The following is a 20,737-nucleotide window of genomic DNA, read 5'->3' as shown; positions in this document are numbered from 1 at the left end:
GACAAAGATACTATTTCAAACTCACATTCCTCATCTGTCTCATGATCCAATTATGTTTCTTTCTTAAATAAGGGGATGGATTTTTTGGATCATATTTCTTAGGATTGGGCAGCACGGCAGCAATCCAGGCTGCATCTGAAGTACTTAAATCTTTGGATGATTTTCCAAAATAATACTGAGCGGCAGCTTCTACTCCAAATACACCCTGTCCCATTTCAATAGAGTTCAGGTATCTTTCTAAAATGATATCCTTGCTCCATACTTTCTCAATAATGAAGGTGTAAACAGCTTCCAATCCTTTTCTGAACCAGCTTCTTCCCTGCCACAGGAAAACATTCTTTGCCGTCTGCTGGGAAATGGTGCTTCCTCCACGAATCTTCTTTCCTTTCTCGTTATTCTTCATTGCCTTTTCAATGGCTATGTAATCAAAACCGTTGTGATCAAAGAATTTCTGGTCTTCTGAAGCTATAACTGCTTTTTTAACATTACTCCCCATTTCATCATAGGAAATATAATCTCTGTGTAGCTTTCCAAATTCAAAAAGACCTCCAATCTGCGTAATGGTAACCGGCGGATTAAAAAATCTGCCCCAAATAATAAAAACTACATTCAGGACAAGGATAATAAAGATAGCCTGTTTAACTTTTTTCCACATAATTTTGTCTAAAAGGAACTGCAAAAATAAGCAATTCGCCCGAGTTATAGAAGCTCTTTCATATAGGTTAACTGATATTCCGGAAGAAGTTCGGGATGGAAGATCCTGATATAGTCTTTCAGAATAAGATCAGCACGCACAGCACCACTTTCAAAAAAGTCATTGGCTTTCAGTTTTTCCTTTCCGGCAACGGTATAGATCTTTCCTTTGTTGAATACTTCCAGTTTTCCATAAAAAGGATTACCGGTCAGCATCTCTTTTTTTGAGATATGGTTTCCTGCATTTATCCAGTACTGTACTTTGCCTGACTTCGCATATACTTCTTCAAAGCTCATGGTCAGAGACTTTTCTTCTTTATTACCTTTCATGATGTAGGAAGCATTGGCATCTGTAATATAATTGGCCACAGAGGTTTTTCCACCCGGAAGATACCATACATCTCCATACATTTCATTGGCCAGCACCACAGGTTTTTCTTTTGCCTTTAAGGCCAGCTGTTTCAGATCATTATAATTTTTTTCAATTTCTTGATATTTAGCCTCAGCTTCTTTCTCTTTTCCGAAGAATTCTCCAAAAATTTTGATGTAGGCTGCCTTTTCTAACGGAAGCTGCTCCATATATTCATCCAGAAAAACGACCTGAATTCCATTATTTTTCAGGAGTTGATAGGCATTGTCAAAACTTGCAATATAATTGGTAAAAACAGCATCCGGCTTCATGGAAATAATTTTTTCTACATCATATTTCTGCTCACTTCCTACGTTCTGGATCTTTCCTTCTTTTAAAAGGTTTTGAATCTTTTCTGAATAGATGTATTCCGGACTGGAAACTCCGACAATCAGATTTTCGGCCCTCAATTCAGAAATATATCCTGCCATGCTTGCATTTAAAAGGATAATTTTCTTAAACGGAGTCTGGTTGGTTTTAAAATTATAAGTGAAATTCCCCGATTTGAGTTCCAGAATACCATCATGTTCTTTAAATTGGGTACGGCTGGATATATTAGTCCAGTCCGAAGACGAAATTTTTTGTTCTCTTTTACAGGAGATTAGCGCTACAACTGCAAATAAAAGTAAAATTCTCTGTTTCATCTTTCAAAGAAAAGAAAAAAGTGCTATATTTGCAAACCTTAAAACATTAAGAAAACAACGGCCTCGTGGCGCAACTGAATAGCGCATCTGATTACGGCTCAGAAGGTTACAGGTTTGAATCCTGTCGAGGTCACTTAAGGAGACAACTATTTGATAGTTGTCTCTCTTTTTTTACGCATAAAACACTCTATATCAAACTTTTACAGCCTGATATTTTATGGTTTGAATTTTTTGATGTGAAATCCCTAGTCCATCTGAAACAGACAGTCTAAAAGTGCTCTATCAGAGATTTCATCGGTATTGAAACATAGTTTGAAATCCCATTAAGGTTCTAGTATTTTTTTCTCTTTCGGTTTATCATAATTTTTTGATACTAAATATAGTAATTCCAATATAATTTTAGCTTCCTTCTCATTTACCTGAATTCCATTCTTGGCAAGAAGAATGATTGCTTGCTCAACTGAAACATTTTTATCGATGAAATTCATTTTTCTTATTAGGTTTTCGGTTAATTTTTTTTAATAATATTTTTGAAAATGCTTGATTCAAGCCCAAAGAGAGATCTCCTGTTTTATAATCAATATCAACTGGTGGAATAAGACTCACAAGATATCTTTTGTCTGAAGTATCAAACTCGGAAAATTTTTGAAAGATTTCAACCAGTGCCTTATTTTCTATTTGATTCTTTCTATCAATAGCTTTTAATTTAAGAGTAATATCACGCCTTTCTTTACTAAGATTCTTAGTATTAACCAGACATTCTTTTTTTAAGTCATTATAATCATCAATCTTTAATATTCCTGCTATAAATAATTTTCTACCTCTAGAAAGAGTTAGCTCTTCCTCCTTTATTTTTCTTTCTAATAGTTTTTGACCGTATAAATAACTTGCTTTCTGTGTCTTTATATTCTGACCTTCCAAAATATCCTTAAATAGTTCAATTGTGTTATTTGATAGTATCAATTGCTGAAGCTTATTTTGATAGCAATCATTCAGCAAAACTGCATTTATCCTTGTTCTACAGCGATCATGACAATGATAATATGGGTATTTTTTTGAGCTTCCTTGCGCAATACTCCCACTGAGTTTTCGATCACAAACAGGACAGGTTAAAAAACCTCTAAGAAAAAACAGCTCTTTTAAATCATCTTTTTTAGAAGTCGTTTTTCTTTTTGTATTAATAACAGACTGAACTTGATAAAATAACGATTCAGATATTAAAGGGTCGTGCAAACCTTTTATCATTTGTTCTTCATTAGATTTAAGTTTGACTGATATAAGCCCACAATAAATTGGATTCCGTAAAATTCTAAAGAAGTGTGACCGTGAACATATCAATCCTTTTTCATTAGCCATTTTCATTATTTCGGAAATCTTATGATCGTTCTGGGCAGCTTGATGAAAAGACCACTTGATAATATCAGCTTCAGGCTCTTTAGGAGCAATAGTTTTTTTACCATCCATTAATGTCAAATTAATAAATCCAATAGGTGCTTTATTAGGATATCTACCCATCAGCTTCGCTCGACGAATACCATTTGCTGTATTTTGAGCCCTCCGAGTATTTTCCGCTTCCGGAACCGCTAAATATACAGCCAGCATAACGGTACTTTCCGGCACAGAGAAATCAATTGGTTGATCAATAGCCATTGCTGTCGTTTTATATTTTCGCAGCTTTCCAATCATTTCGTAAGCATATTCAACATTACGACTAAATCGGTCCCATTTGATAAATAATATATTCTTATCTTCTCCTGATGATTTCTTTTTAATTTCTGAAAACAATTCTTTCCACTCAGGTCGGTTGAAATTTTTGGCAGAATAGTCTTCACGATAGATTCCTTTGACTTCGATATTGTTATATTTACAATATTTCAATAATCTATCCTCCTGTTCTGGCAAGGAGTATCCTTTTCTTTTTTGTTCATCTGTACTTACACGGACGTATAAATAGGCTGACTTCATTTATTTTTATATTTTTGATAATCTTAAAGCTAATAATTAAAAAAAACTTATTTTCAGAAAGTTATAAATTTATCGGGATGTGACCAATATGTAAATTATAATGGGGTATTATCTCAGATTAATCTCTTGTGATTAAATCTTTTTGTTATTCTGTTAAGAAGAAAATTTATCTTTAATGCTTATTTAGTTTTACAATAATATTTCTAATTATGTCAAAAATTGTAGACTTAGGAGTTGAGAAGGATCATATTGATTCTTTGACACGTGCCACCGGATTAACCGCCATTTCAGAACTAATTTGGAATGCATTGGATGCTGACGCAACCATTATTAATATAGAAATTACTCCTAATCATTTAGGAGGCTATGAGTCGATTGAAATAATTGATAATGGTCATGGTTTGCAATACGAAAAAGGACAGCAGGTTTTTGGAAAGTTAGGTGGCTCCGAAAAAAAAATTTCTAGCACCAGTCCTAGTGGCAGAGCTTATCATGGGAAAGAAGGCAGAGGTAGATACAAATCTTTAGCACTAGGTGACTTAGTAATCTATAACAGTACTTATAAAAACTCACATAGCCATAAACATTTTACAATTACTTTAGATCGAAACAAAATCTCACATTCTGAATTTAGTGATTTAAATGTTATTGCCGATTCTAAAGTACAATCTGGAGTGAGTGTATTGATTCAAAATACCAATGTTGAAAATATTCATCAAATTTTTGAAGAAAAAAACAGAAAGGAATTAGCACAAAAGTTTGCATCTTACTGGATTAATTATCCTAATTTCTCAATCTTTATAAATGGTAAAATGCTGGAATTTGAATCATTAATAAGATGTACCGATGAAACTGAAGTTTTGGTTCACAGGGAAAAACTTTCGCACCGTTTTAAAATTAAAATTATTGAATGGAATTTTGATATCAAGAAAAAAACATATTTGTGTAGTATGCAAGGTATTCCATTCAGGGAAACTAACTTGGGTATTAGATCAACTATTCCTATTTCTATCTTTTTACACTCAATTTACATTGAAACGTTACAACGAGAAAATAAAATTGATATACAGGAGTTTGATGATGTGATGCTTGAAGCGATCAATGAATCTAAAAAGTTTGCAAGATCCTATACGAAAAAGAGGTTGCACTTCTACTCTTCTGAATTTATTGAGGAACTTAAAACAAAGGGAATTTATCCTTACACGGGAAATGCTGAAAATATTGTTGAAGAAAGTAAAAGGCAGGTTTTTGATATTGTGGCCTTGCAGGTAAATGAATTTCTACCGGATTTTGAAGCTCAGGATAACAAGAGTAAAAAATTGACTTTATCACTGATAAAAGAAGCACTCGAAAATGATTCTCATTCATTGCAAAGGATCTTAACTGAAGTGATTGAATTACCAAAAGATAAAAGAGAGGAACTAGTAGAAATTTTAGAAGAGTCATCTTTATCGACAGTCATTGATACAATGACGGAAATCAAAAACAGATTGAAATTTATAAATGCATTAGAAGAACTAATTTATAATAAGGACTTTAATAAAAATGTTCTTGAAAGAAAACATTTACATAAGATTATTATCAATGAAACCTGGATTTTTGGTGATGAGTATACATATGGTGTAGATGATCTAACTTTAAAAAATGTACTCAAATCTTATTTGAAAGATAACTTAAATAGAGATGATTTTGAAGACGTCATCAATTCGGAAGATAATTCTGATCTTGAGACTATTCCTGATGTATGTCTATGGCAACAATTTAGTTTAGGAAGTGTTGGTAAAGAAAATTTAGTTATTGAACTTAAGAGGCCGAGTCTTAATGCAGGATTTACTGAGAAGTCACAGATCGAAGCATACGCAACCGCAGTTTCAAATGATAATAGATTTCCAAAAGAAAAAACTAAATGGAAGTTTTTGTTGATTACCAAAGATGTTAAAAAGGAAATGAAGCCACTCTTATCCCAAAAGAATAGAAAATACGGGCATATACATGAAGGTGAAAATTTTGATGTCTTTATACTATCCTGGGGAGATATTATTAGTGAGGCTAAACAACGTTTGGAATTTATAAAAGAAAAATTAAATATTAATCTTATGGATAACGATAAAAATCTTGAATATCTTAGATCTAAATATAGTGAGTACCTACCGAAAAATTTCAACCAAACATTATTACCGTAGTTCAAGCGATTATAATTGAGAACTTGTAAAGAATTATTATTTGATTTTAAATTTACATTAAGATGATAGATGAAGGTTTAAAAATTGACCTATATAAGGAGCAGGATGGCAAGTGTATTTATTGTAATAAGGATTATCCTATAAAGGATTTAATTTTCGACCATATCTTCCCAAGAAGTTTCAGCGACACATCTGATAATCATATTGTATTAACATGCTATAAATGTAACGATTACAAATCAAATAGAAAACCTTTCAATGAATTTGAATTCGTCAACTTTTTAAAAGAGCTTATTGAGAACAGTGATGATTATAATTCTGTTAGTAGTGAGTCGGTATTAGATGGTAATTCGTTGTTTAAGGCAGATTTATTGGTGGAAAAAGTTGATGGTACAAAATTACTCTTAGAAGTAAAGTCATTTCCTACATACACTAATAACCGCTTACAAGATATTATTAATCAAATTAAAACCTACGTGGAGATTTCTAAAGATTATAAAGGAGTTTTTGTATTTCCAGGAAAACTTTCGGAAAATAGTAATAAGCTACTGAAAGATCAAGATATAGAAGTTTGGGATATTGACTTTATAATTCAGAATTTTTCAAAACAGATTGAAAACTCATCCTTTAAGCTTCTTAAAAAAATATTCGGTTTTCATAACAATATTGACGAGCCACAAGAATTAATCATATCCTTGAAATCTATTCTTCCTGGAAAGAAAGATTGGAGTAAGTATCAAAAACATTTGGGTACCATCTTGTCCTTTTTATTTGGTGACTCATTATCTGATCCTATTTATGAAAGACCAGATAAAATGAAAATTAACCGAAGAGATTTTATATTAAGAAATTATGAGGAAAGTGGATTTTGGAAATATATTCGGGATAGGTATCAGGCAGATTTTATTGTTGTAGATGCTAAAAATTATGAAAAAGGAATAAAAAAACAAGAGATTCTGCAAATTTCAAATTATCTCAAATCTCATGGTACTGGTCTGTTTGCAATTATTATTTCTAGGAATGGCTTGGAGAATACCTCATCATATTATACTAGAAGAGAAATATGGGTTACCGAAAAAAAGATGATTATAATTCTTAGTGATATTGATATTGAAAATATGATTCTTGCTAAAGCTAATAGTAATAAACCTGACGAAATAATTAAACAAAAAATTGAACAGTTTAGATTAGAAATGTAATATTAAATTTTGCTTCAATAAATGATGATTCTATTCCATAAAAAATTATAATAGATAATGCATAATTTTTGCCATAGAAAATAGTAGTCCTATATTAGTTTCAATAAACTAAAGCAAATTAATTGATATTAAAATTTGTAATTCTCCTTAACAATTCTCTGAAGATCAGTTAAAGATTTAATCTGGATTGCTTTTGCTTCTTCATAACTTAATCGATTTCCCGTTTTTTCAAACGTATATTTAATAGTATTATCTAAAGCTTCTTTTTTCAAAGGAGAGTCATCATTCGTTAACTTTTTATACAATGAGTTAAAAGCATTTTCAAAAGTCGTTTCTGAGTCTTTATAATAAAAAATCTTATTATCAGTATCATCCATTTCATTATAAGCATCTATAAGATTACCTGTATCAAAAAGCTTATTAAATAAAATTCCATAATTTTCATAAGCATCAATCTCCCCCACACTTAGTGATGAAGATATATAGCAAGAGTATGGGGATTTTAATTTAAAATCTACACCTAAATAAAGATATCTTCCAAAACAGGTAGTCATAGTAAGATATAATTTATTTTTAAGCAGAACATTGAGATCTCTCAACAGGTTTATTAAATCTACCCATGGTATTAATTCATTACTTTCTAGGATTAGACCCTTCTTATTTTTGTCTCCGTGAATATCAAAATGAATCAATAATCCATCATCAAAATCTCGATAATTTTCAGTTAACTTTTTAAGAATTTCAAAAAAGATCGCTGAGTTCGGCGCTTTTTTATATTCGTGCGTGATTGTCGATTCTTTAGCTATTGCAGGATATCTAATTTTGTCTCTGTAAAATGATTCTGCATTAAAATTTACATTTTCAGATTCATCTATACTATCAATCAAAATAATATGTTTTATATTTCCAACCATTTTTATAATTTTATAATAATCGCTACTTATGATTTACATCTTCTAATCTGTAACTATTTTTAATTTTTAGACTTTTTAATTTGAAGATACTTAGGGATTGATGTATTAACTGGAATAATATTTTTTGACTTTTCTAAATTACACCCCTCACACAATAATTGAAAATTGGACAGATCGTTTGTACCTCCCTGGAATAATGGAAGAATATGATCAAAATGGTAACTAGCAACAAGTTCCATTACTAAATTTCGACCACACTTAGAACATTGTCCTCGATCTCTTGCAATAATTGCTTTTTTCGCCCAACTTTGAAGATACTTTCTCTTAATCCATTGTTTTGGCTCTTCACTCTCTTCTTCTGTACCATCAAAACCTATAACTAATAAAAGCTTTGAAATAAATTCACAAAGTACTCTATCATGAAATATGCGTTCAGCAAAGTCTTGAGCATATATTAGTTTTTTAGCTTGAATACTATCTTCATATTCCTCAGAAAGACTTACTATTAATTGTTTAAGTTCTAAATCTCTTTCCTGTAATTCTCCATAGTACACATTTTCATCATCATTATATAATATATTAAAGCTATTAATCTGTTCAATGGTTCTTGATATTAAGGGTTCGTTTTGATCAACTCCCGAATCGATTAAAAGATCTATGTAATCTTCCAAGTACCATAAAATGTACTCGCCCTCGAATTCAATAAATTCTTCTTCATAATGTATTAGATATTCCTCATAAATCCACATGCCTAAATGCAATAACAATCCGTTCTGTAAGGTTTCAAATAACATATTCTTCGGTTCAACTCTTTGCCTAACATGTTGTTTTAGTTTATCAAATAACTCTAAACCAGTCCAGTTAGGATCATGAAGTTTTTGAATACCAAAGGAGAATAGTTTTAAGGAAATTGTAGAATTCATTTTAGAAATATTTAGCTATAATTTTCATAGTTTTTAGATTTCGACAATAGATTTAATTTTTTCTCCAATATTTTAAGTCAAGATTAACTCTTGCTATTTTTTCATTTTGAGCAATTTTATTTGCTGCAACTTGATAGAGATCACTACTCTCTTGAGTCAAAGTTTTAATAGACTTCCACTTAGGTAAAATCATATCAGTCTCATTAAAGATACCTAAAGCGACATCTCTGTCCAGAGGTACTTCTAAAAAGTTGAATTTCTTATTAAATTCTGCAAGGTCTCTGGGAAAGTCATAAAAGTCTGAGAAGAACTTATTATAAGCAATCTCCCGGAAAAACAAATTCAATCCCTTCCTTGCAGCTCCCCACGATTTACCATTTTCTGGAAAACTAGAAATCAAACTTTCTGTATGTTCATTCAGAAAGAGATTATAAGAGCTTTCGGTTTCCAATGCATTTACAAACTCATTAATATTTATTTGGTAAAAATAATCTCTTGCAATTTTTATAATACCAGATGCACCCTGATTTCTAAGCGCTGAAGCTCCTACTGAAATAATAGAAATCCTTTTATGAATTTGAAGAAGAAATTCAGATTCTTTCATAAATTTAAAAATATTCAGTAAACTAGTAAATCTAGTCAATTATTACTTCTTTAAACATTTGCACAAAATCTTCCGTTGGAATTCTAAAAGGTATTTTTCTAGAAGAAATTGAACCGAGTTGTTCCATTAAATTTTTACTTTTACGGAGAAGTTCTTCTTTTTCCGTAGATGCATTAATTTTTTTATGAGTCTCCATTCTCTTAAGATGGTCAATCAAAATTTCTTTAAAATGTCTATCCTTTTGTTTTAAATAAGGTGCCCAAAAAATCAAAGTATCAATATCAATGACAGTTAATCCTTTGATATAATTTTTATCGTAACTATTTTCAAGCTTTTCCTTAACCATTGCCTTATACCAATTATTTAGTCTATAATTGACTCCTGGACTTTGGAATATTCTATCTTGAATTAAAAGTATAGGATAAATAGTAAATTTTTTATCCGAATTGACACCTTCATCATATCGGAATTTTTTATCCTGTATTTCCTGAATAGAGTTAATAATCTGTCCTATTCCAACACTTTTTTTGCCGTCCTTAACAAATTTAGATTCGAGCAACCTGTTAATATCATCGATGTTTCCAGAGGATTTTAGTGATTTAGAGACTAAAACATCTTTGTTCTCAAAAAGAAATATATTTTTGTCATAACGTATATAATAATCAGGTTCTCCGTCTAACTCTTTTTCAGTATCTGGTTTTTTAACAAAATACTTTTTGTGAAAAATATCGTCTAACAAATTCTTCATTAGAAAATCTTCTGAAAAATTCTTATTAAAAAAACCGAAAAAATTTCCGTACTTCTTTTTTAGTGACTCTTTACTTTCATAAATCTCTTTCAGTTTAAATTTCGTGCTTCTATAAAATTTATCTACAGCGAAGAAATAGTTTACTATTGAAAATAGATTATCTTCTAAGAAATATATCGGGTTATTTTTAAGAACTGTGAAGTCCTCATCAATTTTAATATTTTCAGAGCTCATAGACTTTAGGAAATTCAAAGCACTGTCATCGTCCACTTCAAAGGTGTAATTCTTAGTGATTTTTGATTCTAACAGTTTACCAAATAAGAATTTCATATGCTTAATGAATTCTTCTTCGCTATCAGTGTTGAAACTTTTTAAGAATTCTACCTTAAGCTCAACAAAATCATCATTACTATTAAGAAATTTAAGAAGTTCATCTACCTTATAAATCGTTGTATAAATCAATTTTAAAAACTCTAAATCATCATTGCTAAATAACGCCAAATCGGATTCAGGAAATTTGAATGTTAAAGTCAAATCAACAAGTTTTTCAAAATTGTCAGAATTTAAATTGTCAAATTTTTGGTTATTATTGAGCTCTGTATTTATTACCAAAAATGCTTTAAAAAGATTCAGTTCATCTTCATCTATAGAAATTGGCTTCTCTAATAAATCTTTCTGTGCTAATATATGCTCAGCCAATTTTAAACTTGCATACTTGGAAATAAGAATAGGTTTTTCCTTAATATTATTCTTTTTAGAATATCTTATAACTTTTTCAAAAATATTATCCTCCAAAGTGGGATTAGTAAAAAAATTATCAAAATTAGTGGTTGGATTTGTGTTACAAAATCCAATAGTTCTTAACAATGTTTCTTTTGAAACTTTTTTAATGTAATAAACTACATCTTCTTTTTTTTCATCTGGAAAGACATCCTCAAATTGAAGTCGTTGAGCTATGGTTATCACTAGTTTTATATTTTTGGTTATTTAATAGTCTAAAATACTAAATTTATTAATGAAATATTAAACGTATTTCCATATATATACTTTGTAAAAGATAATTCATTAAATTAGCTATAACTAATAATTAAATGGAAAAAATATTAAACGATCTGGAAACATTGTTTTCAGAAGCAAAAAATAAGAGTGAATTTGACTTTGTCTTAACCCTTATTAATTATAAAGGGATGGGGTCTCAGCATCTAATGACAAACCTTCACGAATGGTTTCAAGCAATAGAATTCTATAAAAAATTATATTTAGACTTTTCAGGTAAAGAAAAGACAAGAATTGGAGTTTTATTATATTCTACATTCTTTGAAAACAGCGATTTTTATAATATACTTGGAAGCCTTTGTAGAATTAAGTTAGGATTTAAAGGCTCATCATTTCTGTTTTGGAAAACAAAAAAATATGAAAGATTACTTGGGATTGGTGAGAAACAAGATTTTTTAATAGAGTTGTTAGATGATGCAGAAAAACCTCAAATAATTAACTTTTTTGAAAAAAATCATTTGAAGGCGATTAGAAATACATTTTTTCATTCAGCATATTCTCTCAGTGAAACAGAATACATCCTACACGATTCAGAATCTCTAAGTATTGCTGGTATCGAAAATTTCTCAATCGATGTGGAAGATTTTCTTTATCCTATAGTGAATAATGTTATTTCTTTTTTTGATAAATTCAAACAGCTATATTTTGAAAGTTTTTATTCTTATACTACCGATAAAGTAGTTGAAGGTAAATTTCCAAATGTATCTAAAATTATAATTTTAGGATCTAGCGAAGGTCTTAAAGGTTTTGTAATTAAAAATGCAGTGGAATTTTATGGTAAACCTCATGATTCAGGTATTGTATATGACGAAGAAGATGATATGTGGGAAGGACAAAATATTAACTTTTACTTTGATAATCTAGAGACAATTGAAATCAGAGAACAACTTTCAAGATATGAGAATAAAGCTGACATCAATAAGAATGATTCTGAGTTTCATAATATGATAGACAAGGTTAAAGAAAGAAATAATGCTGCTGAATTAATAAGAGCAGTAAATTTACTTGCTAAATTTGGTCAAGTTAGAGACAAAAATATGCAAGCAGAACAGAATTTGTATAAAAAAAGTAGTTTCCCAAGCATTATACTTCCTTACTACACCAAAGCTGTTGAATTAGGTGATAGTATTGCCGATATGTCGACTTTAAAAGAAAGAATAAAAGAGCTTCAAGCATAGTCATTAATTTTTTAACATATGGATGAAAAGAAATTATTGCATGAGCTTGAAAAAATAATGAAGAAGCATAGAAATGGTAAATACAAATGTTCATTTGCTGGTTGTGATGAATATAGTATTAAATCACACGTTTTTCAGAAAAATGGTATATTAAAAAATATAGCGGAGAAACAACATGTATCTCAGTTTGCCTCAAAATCTTTATTTAACAATGATGAAAGCTCTAGATTTGAGATTCGTAAAGTCGGAATAAATGATGTATATACCTTTCCTGGATTTTGTAAAAAGCACGATTCTGAAATATTTTCATTTATCGAGGATAAAGAAATTGATTTTAGCAATAGAAAAACTCATGCTTTATTTGCATATCGAGCTATCTGTCAAGAAATATATCGAAAAAGAGCATCCTTAAACTTCGCATCTGAAATTCTGATTTCACCAGACTTTTCACATGAATTTAAATTGCTATTTGCAGATTTATGTATGGGATCTCAACATGGGATTAAAAATTTAGAATTTTTTAAAGGACAATTAGAAAAAGAGATTGACGGAAATCCTACGCATTTTACTTTTGATTTTGTAGAATTTGATAAAATAGACGTTTGCATCTCTGCTCCATTAAATATATATGATCAGCAAAACCCACTTACTTATACACACGACGACAATTTAAATATATTAAATGAAATATATGTAACTTCGATAGTAAATACTTTCCCTTATAATGATAAATCATACTACCTAATTGCAACTAATAAAGATTATGAGTGTAAGTGGACATTAGAAAAATTTCAACTTTTTAAAAGTAATGATCAAAAGTTTAGACTGAAAGTAATTTCAGATTTGCTTAGTACGAGATTTGAATTTTGGTGTATTTCACCAAAATTACAAAGAAAACTAGGCTCACAAAAGATATCAGAACTGTGTAAAATCTGGCAAAGTGAGGTACTGAACTTTGATGACAATATTGATGTAGATTTTAATCTTTTTGAAAGTTGTTAAAGCATTAGAATTTTTTGATTCATTCAGGAACATTATAATACACCTTAAATACCATTTAGAACCTTCAAAATATTATCTATATCAGCTAATAAATGGTTTGAATTTTTTGATGTGAAATCCCTAGTCCATCTGAAACAGACAGTCTAAAAGTGGCATATTTAGGCTTCAACAATGCGTCTAAGCCTTGCTTGTCATTAATGATGGTAAGGTATTTACTTTTGCCTGTTTTCAGCATCAAAAATGCCCGGACAATAATATTTGTCACAATCGTAATAATCATTTACATAAATCAACTGGTTTAAAGCTAAATCTCTCCCCCTACTTATTCACATTATTGCATTTTTTTAATCTTTAGCTTCTTTTTCACCTTTTTGTCGAAAAGCAAAATATATAATAATTACACTAATAAACATTGAAATGGATGCTAAAAAAATGGAGCTCATGAAAATTGAAATGGCGCTTTATCATGAGTGAAATAATAGAATAAGTTTGTCATAATTGGAGGCCCCAAAATAGAAGTAGCGCTCACTAAACTTGATAATGCTCCCTGCAGTTCACCCTGTTCATTGGCAGGAACATTTTTACTGATTATTGATTGAAGTGCGGGACCGCAGATTCCACCTAAGGATTACTACCCGCCTACAGTCTTGGAACAGACATGGCTAATGAGAGCAAGTTGTCCTTTACATTTATTCTCTAATTACAATAATAACCTTAAAATTCAAGGGGTGTATGACGATTCTGAATTGGATTGGATTATTAAAAAGGGTTTCATTGAAAGCTTGGAAAATAAAGAAAGTAGCAAAGCTTATCAATTATTCAAAAAATATCACAGTGCTGACTATCGAAAAAATTATGATAAAATCATCTGCATTTCACCATTTAACATATTAACTCCGAAGTAAGTAAAAACGTTTCATCTAACATTATTGGAATTCATGGCAACAAACGAAATCATTATCGAAAGTTTGCCAACAAGTAATATTAGAATTGGCTTTCATAAAGACTTTTCGACATATCATCTTAAGAATTGGATAAAATGGAATATGAAAGGACATAAAATACCTCCGATTGTACTTGGCTCAGATGATACAGGTATCTTTGCAACGAATATTTATAATGAATATGCCAATGTGTTTTGTGCGTTAATGACTGAAGAATTTTTAGGACTTGACGAGGGAATGGATGTACTTAAAAATATAAATAAGAACAGTCTTTTATATAAATTTTCATAATTTCATTTATATAACCATTCCTTCCCTTTGAAATTTAATACAGATTTTAAACACGTAAAAATGTAAATTTGCAACCGCTTTTCAAAAGATGGGTGATAAAATAATTTTAAGTAGACTGGCTATTTGTACTGAATTCCTGCGGGCCTGCCATTTTCGGCAAATTATTTTAAGCAGTGATATTTTAACGCTTGCTGGACAAGTTCTTTGTAATTGGTACCAATTGAAATCACCCGTTCGCCGATTTCAATATCATTCGCAGTAAAAGCTGTAATTTTATTTATATTAATGAGGAATGATCGGTGAATACGTAGAAAATTGAATTGCCTTAATTCTTGTTCAATTATGGTGATCCTATATTTCGTTGTCACATGTCGTTGGCTACAATGGATGGTAATATAATCTTTGTTACTTTCAATATAAAGAATATCAGCAATGTCCAACCTATGAAATTTGCCACCTGACCTGATGGTGATCGATTGGTCTTTTGCCGTAGGCATTATGTCTTGGGGCTGGATTTTTCGGGTTCTAAGATAACGGTCTATTGCTTTAAAAAAACGCTCAAAAGTAATCGGTTTTAATAAATAATCTACAACATCCAGATCATATCCCTCAATGGCATATTCTCTGAAAGCAGTCGTAATAATAACAGCCGGAGGGTGCTTCAGCGTTTTTAAAAAATCTATTCCATTCATCTGTGGCATCTTAATATCCAAAAAGATCAAGTCAATTGCCTCACACCGTATAATTTCCAGGGCTTTTAAGGCATTGGTCGAAGTTGCTGCCACTTCGAATATATCCATTCTTTTTAGATGAGTTTGGAGCAACTGAATTGCCAATGGTTCATCATCAACTAAAAGACATCGTACTTTTGCTTTTGAATCGAGTATCATCAATAGTTAAATTGTATATGGTGAGTAAAGTTACAAATCTACCTTCTAAAATATATGTTCTAAATTCATGATTTTTTGAGTAGACCAATGCTAATTGTTTGCGTAAATTGCTCATCCCTATTTTTTCCGTGTATACATGTTCTTCTTGACCAACATATGTATTCTCCACTTTAAAACGTAGAGCGCCTGCCTCCACTGTTAGATCAATATCGATGCGTGGCTCGCCGATATCTTCTCCAGCACCATGTTTGAATGCATTCTCTATGATTGATAATAGGATGAGCGGGACAATCTGCACATCTTGATCAATGACATGATTGAAACATACGTTCAGACGCTTGTCATATCTGATTTTTTCCAATGCAATGTAATTCTCCAGCAGATGAATCTCTGTAGACATAGCAACAAAATTGCTGTTGCAGCGATATAGTATATGATCTAAGATTTCTGCCAATCCCGCTATTGACGAAGAAGTGATTGGCGAATTGACCAACGAAAGACTATAGATATTATTTAAGGTATTAAATAGAAAATGTGGATTTAATTGTGCTTTAAGAGCATTTAATTCAGCTGCAGCCTTTTCCTTCTCCAACTGCAATGTGTGTTGTCTTGTCAGATATTGGTCTTTGGATAGCTTGATAAAGCCAAAAATCCATGCCAAAGAAAAGTTTTGAATAAAATAATCCGTGAGGAGTTTTCTCAGATCGGTAACAATTTCAAATATCGGCTCTTGGCTATATGGAGGCTTACGTATCAAGGGCTCCAGTGCATAGACAACCATGATTCTTGAAAGAGCACTAAGTACATAGCCGCCTATTATAAAATAAAGAATAACGATCAAATAGTTTTCTCCATTTTGAAACTTGGGGATGATAAAATAAGCTACAAAATAAGAGGCCATCATGTAGAAAGAGACGTAAAATAAGTTTTGGATCAGCATATCACGGATACTTATATCCGTTTGATATTGAGGAACAATGAAAACTACCAGCCAGAATAATACGTGGCTGGAAATCCGATAAGTGGTACTATAGCGAATAGCTTTTTCTACAATCGACATGTTAGTACCAAAGATAACATTTTTATAAAAGAAAGGTATCGCTAAAAGACGGATACCGTAAATAACCCTATAAATGAAGCTATTCTGTCGACAAAATCCATTTGACTTCAATAACATGTTTTAATCTGCTTTATTCTACTTATCTATCAGCAAAGCATTTTTACTAACTGAGAACCCCGTATTTTCGTAGCAAATCCAATGTTATGAAGACAATAAAAGCGATATTAATTATTTTACTGATCGCGGTCTTGGGCAGGAAATTCAGAAGGTCATAAAAATGTACAATCAAAATAGCGTCTATTTTAACCATTAATAACTAATATAAAATAAAATGAAAACATCACTTATTTACATTTTACTTGCCAGCTCCACAGTACTATTTTCTTGCGGGAGCAAAGATGATGATCCAGCTCCCGAACCGCCTGCATCTGAATCTAGTTGGAAACTGGGTACATATTCCTATAATAGAGGAGCTTCCTCTCAAAGTAATACCGGTGGCTTGGCAGGAATGACGGTTACGACATCCGGAGATGGGGGTAATCATGGTGCCTATTCTGGCAGCTCATTAACAATTATTTTTCAATCTTCTTTAGGAGCAGGGAAATATACATTGACGAGCAGTAGTATAATGTCGGCCAATCCTAATGTACGTTATATGTCGCTCCTTTGCACCGTGGGAACTGCAGTCACAAGCGGTGCAGTTAATTATGCAGCAACTGCGACCTCAGGTGGAACAGCAGATGTTACTATAGATGCTAATGGCAAATACCATGTTAATATTACGACTCCTGTTACGCTAGTGAAAACGTCGGTGCCTGGAAGTGGAATCCCAGGCGCACCTGACACTTACAATTTAACGGTGAAAAACGCCTATTAAAATCAGATCTGATTGCGCGCAATTCTTGAGATCATATTTCATCTTCTATCGCGAGGCTATCAGCAACAACGTAATAGTTAACAGATAAATCCGTTCATGAGAACGGATTTATCTGTTAACTCCTAATCCGTGATAAAAATAGGATTTTTTGTATTCTAGTCATATTATAGCCGGATTTTCAGAACATATTTATGGTTATTCGGAGCAGAGAACCTTAAGCGCTTATTGTAGAGGACAATCACAATTATGTTCAGCCAGATCAAAGAATTAAAATTGATTTTGTTGATAGATATATGGACTCTGATGATCCTAATTTTCCTCCATTAATTCCATATTATCAGGGACCATAGAATCTTCTTTAATCTTCAAGAACATTTCGCAATGACTAATAGAACATATTCTGGCGTATTCGTGATGAATCTACACAAATCTAAAGGTAAGGAGTTTGATGAAGTAATAATTTGGGAAGAACTATATAACCCCATGTAAGTATGGAACCTAGTAGAATTGAGCAAGACAAGCTTGTTTTACGAGTAGCTCTAACTAGGGCCAGAAGTTTTGCTACTTTTCTAATCCCTGCATCTTATTATAAAAGAAAGTGAAGATAGCAAAGTGATTTATTAAAAATATTTCGAGAAAGATCGGGTCTGCAAACAAACATAAAAAACTTATCTTTGCAATAAAGAATTATAGATGCTCTTTGAGGTCGTTATAGATTGATTATTGCGTCAATTTTTGCTAATAATTTTTAGTGGCAAAATCATGGCAGCAATTATAAATATACATTAAAATAAGGTTTTAAAGTGTTTAGAAAGAGATGGTTCGAATCCCTCCCTTTCCGCCGAGATATAAAAAATGCAGTTTAGAGCGAATAAATAAAGGTTGTGGCAGAGTCGTGGCAAAAAGATTTAACAACAGTTGAAAAACAGCGCTAACAAGGCTAAAAACAAAATAAGTTCGAATCCCTTCCTTTTATATCATCATTCCTCTTATTTAATGAAAAGACTAATTCTAGTTGCTAAATAACCAACACTAAAAAACTCACCAATACGGATAAAAATAATTGGAAGTAAGGTGCATAATTGATTAGAACCAAATATTCAAATTTTCAAAATCACAATCCCATGAAGATAACTTAACAGGAGTCAAACAAAAAGAATAAAACCACAAACACCTTATTTTCAACCACATAAATGTAAAATATTTTCGATATCATTATAAAAATAGTTTGGATAACCTACCAGCGAGTTCACTTAAGGAGACAACTATTTGATAGTTGTCTCTCTTTTTTTGTACATAAAAATCTCTATATCAAACTTTTACAGCCTGATATTTTATAGTTTAAATTTTTTGATGTGAAATCCCTAGTCCATCTTAAACAGACAGTCTAAAAGTACTCTATCAGAGATTTCATCGGTATTGAAACCCTTCCAAATTCTGCCACAGTTCTTGGCTTAATGGAAATGTCATTTGCAATTCTTTTTCTAGTTCCAAAAACGATGCGTATCGGCTTTATCTTGCTCAGTTGTTACTTTGCCGGCGCGATGGCAACAGAATTATCCACGACGGTTCAATGCTTAATCCTGGAATCCCTTTGGCTTTTATTTGGGTCACAGCATTTTTAAAAGACCGATCAATATTTTTGGGACCTCTGAATAATTAAAATCTACATTGGAACATAAAGTATTGATCATACTATATAACATTAACAACAGGACCTTATTGCTGAAAGATAAAAAAGCATATATTGTTACTTCATCAGGCGGGGTCTATTCTGAAGGTGAACTAAAACCTTACGATTTCGCAACAAATTACGTCAGTTTCTTTCTTAATCTACTAGGGATAGAAGTTGTCAATGTTTTCCGTGTAGAAGGTCAGGCAATTGTCGGACCTGAGAATGCACTTGTAAATGCTATTGAAAACATCGTTATAAATGATCCCTTGTAGTTGGTTTGAATCTTGGATAGTCCGTGCTACGGTCGAGATCATCAAATTTCTTTTTGGAAAAAACAAAATTATGAAATGAGCGATAGAATGAGAAGCAAAAATATTTTCTCATAATTACTATTTTGGCAGCATGTCCATTATGGTAACTGCAACTATTAGCCAAGCGTATCATTAGCTTGTATGAAACTTCATAACATTTGCAATACCACAAAAAAATAAATACCTAATTACCATTTAACATCTGATATTTTGGTTTCAAAAATTCTCTTAAAAGTGGTACGTATAAAAATTCAACAACAAGGAACAAATATTGAAAACATATTTATCTATTGAAATAAAATAAACCCCGACAAACGCCAAGGCTGTTTTAGTAACTTCAAAATTTAAAGAAATTAAAAAATATTTCCGGCGCTTGGTTTATTAATTTATTCTGATAGAAAATTCATTTATAGATAACCGGACTTTTGGGATGGAAGCCCAGAAAATCATTGTCGGCATCACGATAGCCTAATAACAAGATGACTGATCCATGTAGACCCAATAAGTGGATTGATGTCATCATTGTATAAATACTTGCGTTAAAGTTTTAACAGTATTACCTTTGACATATGAATGCAGAACTACGTCAACATTTTGAAAAAATAACACCGCTGACAGACCAGGAATTTAATTATATCCTTTCGCATTTTACGACCAAAAAACTCAAAAAACATCAATTTCTAATTCAGGAAGGAGATCTAGTGACCACTGATCATTTCGTGGTAAAAGGTTTGTTGAAGGCCTCTTTCACAAACAATGATGGTAAAGAACATATTCTGCAATTTGCGATGGAAGATTGGTGGATTTCGGACTTTCAAGCTTATTTTAATCAAACTGAAGCTACATTAAATATCGATTGCATTGAAGCGGTTGAAGTGCTTTGCCTTTCGCTTACGAATCGGGAAAAACTCTGTGCCGAAATGCATAAGATTGAGCATTTTTTCAGGCGTAAGTCCAACCTCGGATATATTGCCCTTCAAAACCGAATTTTATCACTGTTAAACAACAATGCAAAAGAGCGTTACGAAGAACTATTAAAAAATTACCCTAGCCTTTTTCAACGTGTTCCTAAAACATTGCTTGCCTCTTATCTTGGTGTTTCCAGGGAAACATTGAGCCGACTTTCTTCTTAGTGTGATCTACATCACAGAAAATTTGTGATGCAGTTCCT

General features: G+C 31.5%; 18 protein-coding genes, 1 tRNA gene and 1 pseudogene. 9 read left to right on the top strand and 11 right to left on the bottom strand.

From position 1 onward, the window contains the following. Positions 1-10 precede the first annotated feature (10 nt). Both mtgA and J2T03_RS00690 read right to left on the bottom strand, forming a co-directional pair. Positions 11-655, bottom strand: coding sequence for a monofunctional biosynthetic peptidoglycan transglycosylase (gene mtgA / locus J2T03_RS00695; protein ID WP_307208873.1), 645 nt, complete (start codon positions 653-655; stop codon positions 11-13). A 44-nt stretch (positions 656-699) separates the two neighbouring features. After that, the gene (locus tag J2T03_RS00690; RefSeq protein WP_307208871.1) at positions 700-1,746 is read right to left on the bottom strand and encodes an ABC transporter substrate-binding protein; all 1,047 of its coding nucleotides are present in this window, start codon (positions 1,744-1,746) and stop codon (positions 700-702) included. A 59-nt stretch (positions 1,747-1,805) separates the two neighbouring features. On the opposite strand from J2T03_RS00690, the gene J2T03_RS00685 reads away from it, so the two are divergent. Then, positions 1,806-1,879: transfer RNA gene (locus J2T03_RS00685), tRNA-Arg, on the top strand. A 190-nt stretch (positions 1,880-2,069) separates the two neighbouring features. On the opposite strand, the gene J2T03_RS00680 is transcribed toward J2T03_RS00685, so the two are convergent. Together J2T03_RS00680 and J2T03_RS00675 are read right to left on the bottom strand one after the other, a co-directional pair. Next, entirely contained in the window at positions 2,070-2,234 is a 165-nt protein-coding gene (locus J2T03_RS00680; protein ID WP_076350970.1) for a PTS sugar transporter subunit IIBC, read from the bottom strand. Then, a complete protein-coding gene (locus J2T03_RS00675) occupies positions 2,218-3,711 on the bottom strand; it encodes a recombinase family protein (RefSeq protein WP_307208867.1) in 1,494 nt (497 codons plus the stop codon). Before J2T03_RS00675 ends, J2T03_RS00680 begins: the two co-directional genes overlap by 17 nt. 209 nt (positions 3,712-3,920) lie before the next feature. Between J2T03_RS00675 and J2T03_RS00670 the strand changes: the two genes are divergently transcribed. After that, positions 3,921-5,894: an ATP-binding protein gene (locus J2T03_RS00670; RefSeq protein ID WP_307208865.1), complete on the top strand. Its 1,974-nt coding sequence runs from the start codon at positions 3,921-3,923 to the stop codon at positions 5,892-5,894. A 62-nt stretch (positions 5,895-5,956) separates the two neighbouring features. After that, positions 5,957-7,093, top strand: coding sequence for an HNH endonuclease (locus J2T03_RS00665; RefSeq protein WP_307208863.1), 1,137 nt, complete (start codon positions 5,957-5,959; stop codon positions 7,091-7,093). Between the two features lie 128 nt (positions 7,094-7,221). On the opposite strand, the gene J2T03_RS00660 is transcribed toward J2T03_RS00665, so the two are convergent. Genes J2T03_RS00660 through J2T03_RS00645 form a run of 4 tightly spaced genes read right to left on the bottom strand, consistent with a single transcriptional unit; the run spans position 7,222 to position 11,248 of the window. Beyond that, a complete protein-coding gene (locus J2T03_RS00660; RefSeq protein WP_307208862.1) occupies positions 7,222-8,007 on the bottom strand; it encodes a hypothetical protein in 786 nt (261 codons plus the stop codon). Between the two features lie 59 nt (positions 8,008-8,066). Continuing rightward, a complete protein-coding gene (locus J2T03_RS00655; RefSeq protein ID WP_307208860.1) occupies positions 8,067-8,930 on the bottom strand; it encodes an HNH endonuclease in 864 nt (287 codons plus the stop codon). Positions 8,931-8,982: 52 nt separating this feature from the next. Further along, positions 8,983-9,534, bottom strand: a complete 552-nt coding sequence (locus J2T03_RS00650) for a hypothetical protein (protein WP_307208859.1) — start codon at positions 9,532-9,534, stop codon at positions 8,983-8,985. 31 nt (positions 9,535-9,565) lie between these two features. Next, complete coding sequence (locus J2T03_RS00645) at positions 9,566-11,248, bottom strand: hypothetical protein (protein ID WP_307208857.1); 1,683 nt, start codon at positions 11,246-11,248, stop codon at positions 9,566-9,568. Positions 11,249-11,373: 125 nt separating this feature from the next. Between J2T03_RS00645 and J2T03_RS00640 the strand changes: the two genes are divergently transcribed. Further along, positions 11,374-12,516, top strand: coding sequence for a hypothetical protein (locus J2T03_RS00640; protein WP_307208855.1), 1,143 nt, complete (start codon positions 11,374-11,376; stop codon positions 12,514-12,516). 18 nt (positions 12,517-12,534) lie between these two features. After that, entirely contained in the window at positions 12,535-13,518 is a 984-nt protein-coding gene (locus tag J2T03_RS00635; protein ID WP_307208853.1) for a hypothetical protein, read from the top strand. A 344-nt stretch (positions 13,519-13,862) separates the two neighbouring features. Here J2T03_RS00635 and J2T03_RS00630 read toward each other — a convergent pair. Continuing rightward, positions 13,863-14,146: pseudogene (locus J2T03_RS00630) on the bottom strand (tetracycline resistance MFS efflux pump); the annotation flags it as partial. 310 nt (positions 14,147-14,456) lie between these two features. On the opposite strand from J2T03_RS00630, the gene J2T03_RS00625 reads away from it, so the two are divergent. Further along, positions 14,457-14,753: a hypothetical protein gene (locus J2T03_RS00625; protein ID WP_307208851.1), complete on the top strand. Its 297-nt coding sequence runs from the start codon at positions 14,457-14,459 to the stop codon at positions 14,751-14,753. A gap of 161 nt (positions 14,754-14,914) precedes the next feature. Here the strand turns inward: J2T03_RS00625 and J2T03_RS00620 are convergent, their stop codons facing one another. Together J2T03_RS00620 and J2T03_RS00615 are read right to left on the bottom strand one after the other, a co-directional pair. Next, a complete protein-coding gene (locus tag J2T03_RS00620; RefSeq protein ID WP_307208849.1) occupies positions 14,915-15,553 on the bottom strand; it encodes a LytR/AlgR family response regulator transcription factor in 639 nt (212 codons plus the stop codon). A gap of 46 nt (positions 15,554-15,599) precedes the next feature. Beyond that, positions 15,600-16,814, bottom strand: coding sequence for a sensor histidine kinase (locus J2T03_RS00615; protein ID WP_307208847.1), 1,215 nt, complete (start codon positions 16,812-16,814; stop codon positions 15,600-15,602). 544 nt (positions 16,815-17,358) lie between these two features. On the opposite strand from J2T03_RS00615, the gene J2T03_RS00610 reads away from it, so the two are divergent. From J2T03_RS00610 to J2T03_RS00600, 3 genes are all read left to right on the top strand, one after another. Next, entirely contained in the window at positions 17,359-17,580 is a 222-nt protein-coding gene (locus J2T03_RS00610; RefSeq protein WP_209912454.1) for a hypothetical protein, read from the top strand. A 1,671-nt stretch (positions 17,581-19,251) separates the two neighbouring features. Then, positions 19,252-19,527, top strand: coding sequence for an NAD(P)H-dependent oxidoreductase (locus tag J2T03_RS00605; RefSeq protein WP_307208844.1), 276 nt, complete (start codon positions 19,252-19,254; stop codon positions 19,525-19,527). A gap of 608 nt (positions 19,528-20,135) precedes the next feature. Next, positions 20,136-20,699, top strand: coding sequence for a Crp/Fnr family transcriptional regulator (locus tag J2T03_RS00600; RefSeq protein ID WP_306846076.1), 564 nt, complete (start codon positions 20,136-20,138; stop codon positions 20,697-20,699). Positions 20,700-20,737 lie beyond the last annotated feature (38 nt).

The sequence above is a fragment of the Chryseobacterium lathyri genome, from assembly GCF_030812195.1.
In the GTDB taxonomy this organism is placed as follows: Bacteria; Bacteroidota; Bacteroidia; order Flavobacteriales; family Weeksellaceae; genus Chryseobacterium; species Chryseobacterium lathyri_A.
This window is presented reverse-complemented; position numbering and strand designations above follow the sequence as displayed.

What these genes read in the sequence shown, in the direction of transcription:
- J2T03_RS00690 (WP_307208871.1), bottom strand. Translation starts at nt 1,746, where the DNA reads ATGAAACAGAGAATTTTACTTTTATTTGCAGTTGTAGCGCTAATCTCC.
- J2T03_RS00640 (WP_307208855.1), top strand. Translation starts at nt 11,374, where the DNA reads ATGGAAAAAATATTAAACGATCTGGAAACATTGTTTTCAGAAGCAAAA.
- J2T03_RS00655 (WP_307208860.1), bottom strand. Translation starts at nt 8,930, where the DNA reads ATGAATTCTACAATTTCCTTAAAACTATTCTCCTTTGGTATTCAAAAA.
- J2T03_RS00610 (WP_209912454.1), top strand. Translation starts at nt 17,359, where the DNA reads ATGTCGCTCCTTTGCACCGTGGGAACTGCAGTCACAAGCGGTGCAGTT.
- J2T03_RS00665 (WP_307208863.1), top strand. Translation starts at nt 5,957, where the DNA reads ATGATAGATGAAGGTTTAAAAATTGACCTATATAAGGAGCAGGATGGC.
- J2T03_RS00620 (WP_307208849.1), bottom strand. Translation starts at nt 15,553, where the DNA reads ATGGATATATTCGAAGTGGCAGCAACTTCGACCAATGCCTTAAAAGCC.
- J2T03_RS00670 (WP_307208865.1), top strand. Translation starts at nt 3,921, where the DNA reads ATGTCAAAAATTGTAGACTTAGGAGTTGAGAAGGATCATATTGATTCT.
- J2T03_RS00675 (WP_307208867.1), bottom strand. Translation starts at nt 3,711, where the DNA reads ATGAAGTCAGCCTATTTATACGTCCGTGTAAGTACAGATGAACAAAAA.
- J2T03_RS00625 (WP_307208851.1), top strand. Translation starts at nt 14,457, where the DNA reads ATGGCAACAAACGAAATCATTATCGAAAGTTTGCCAACAAGTAATATT.
- J2T03_RS00680 (WP_076350970.1), bottom strand. Translation starts at nt 2,234, where the DNA reads ATGAATTTCATCGATAAAAATGTTTCAGTTGAGCAAGCAATCATTCTT.
- mtgA (WP_307208873.1), bottom strand. Translation starts at nt 655, where the DNA reads ATGTGGAAAAAAGTTAAACAGGCTATCTTTATTATCCTTGTCCTGAAT.
- J2T03_RS00650 (WP_307208859.1), bottom strand. Translation starts at nt 9,534, where the DNA reads ATGAAAGAATCTGAATTTCTTCTTCAAATTCATAAAAGGATTTCTATT.
- J2T03_RS00635 (WP_307208853.1), top strand. Translation starts at nt 12,535, where the DNA reads ATGGATGAAAAGAAATTATTGCATGAGCTTGAAAAAATAATGAAGAAG.
- J2T03_RS00600 (WP_306846076.1), top strand. Translation starts at nt 20,136, where the DNA reads ATGAATGCAGAACTACGTCAACATTTTGAAAAAATAACACCGCTGACA.
- J2T03_RS00660 (WP_307208862.1), bottom strand. Translation starts at nt 8,007, where the DNA reads ATGGTTGGAAATATAAAACATATTATTTTGATTGATAGTATAGATGAA.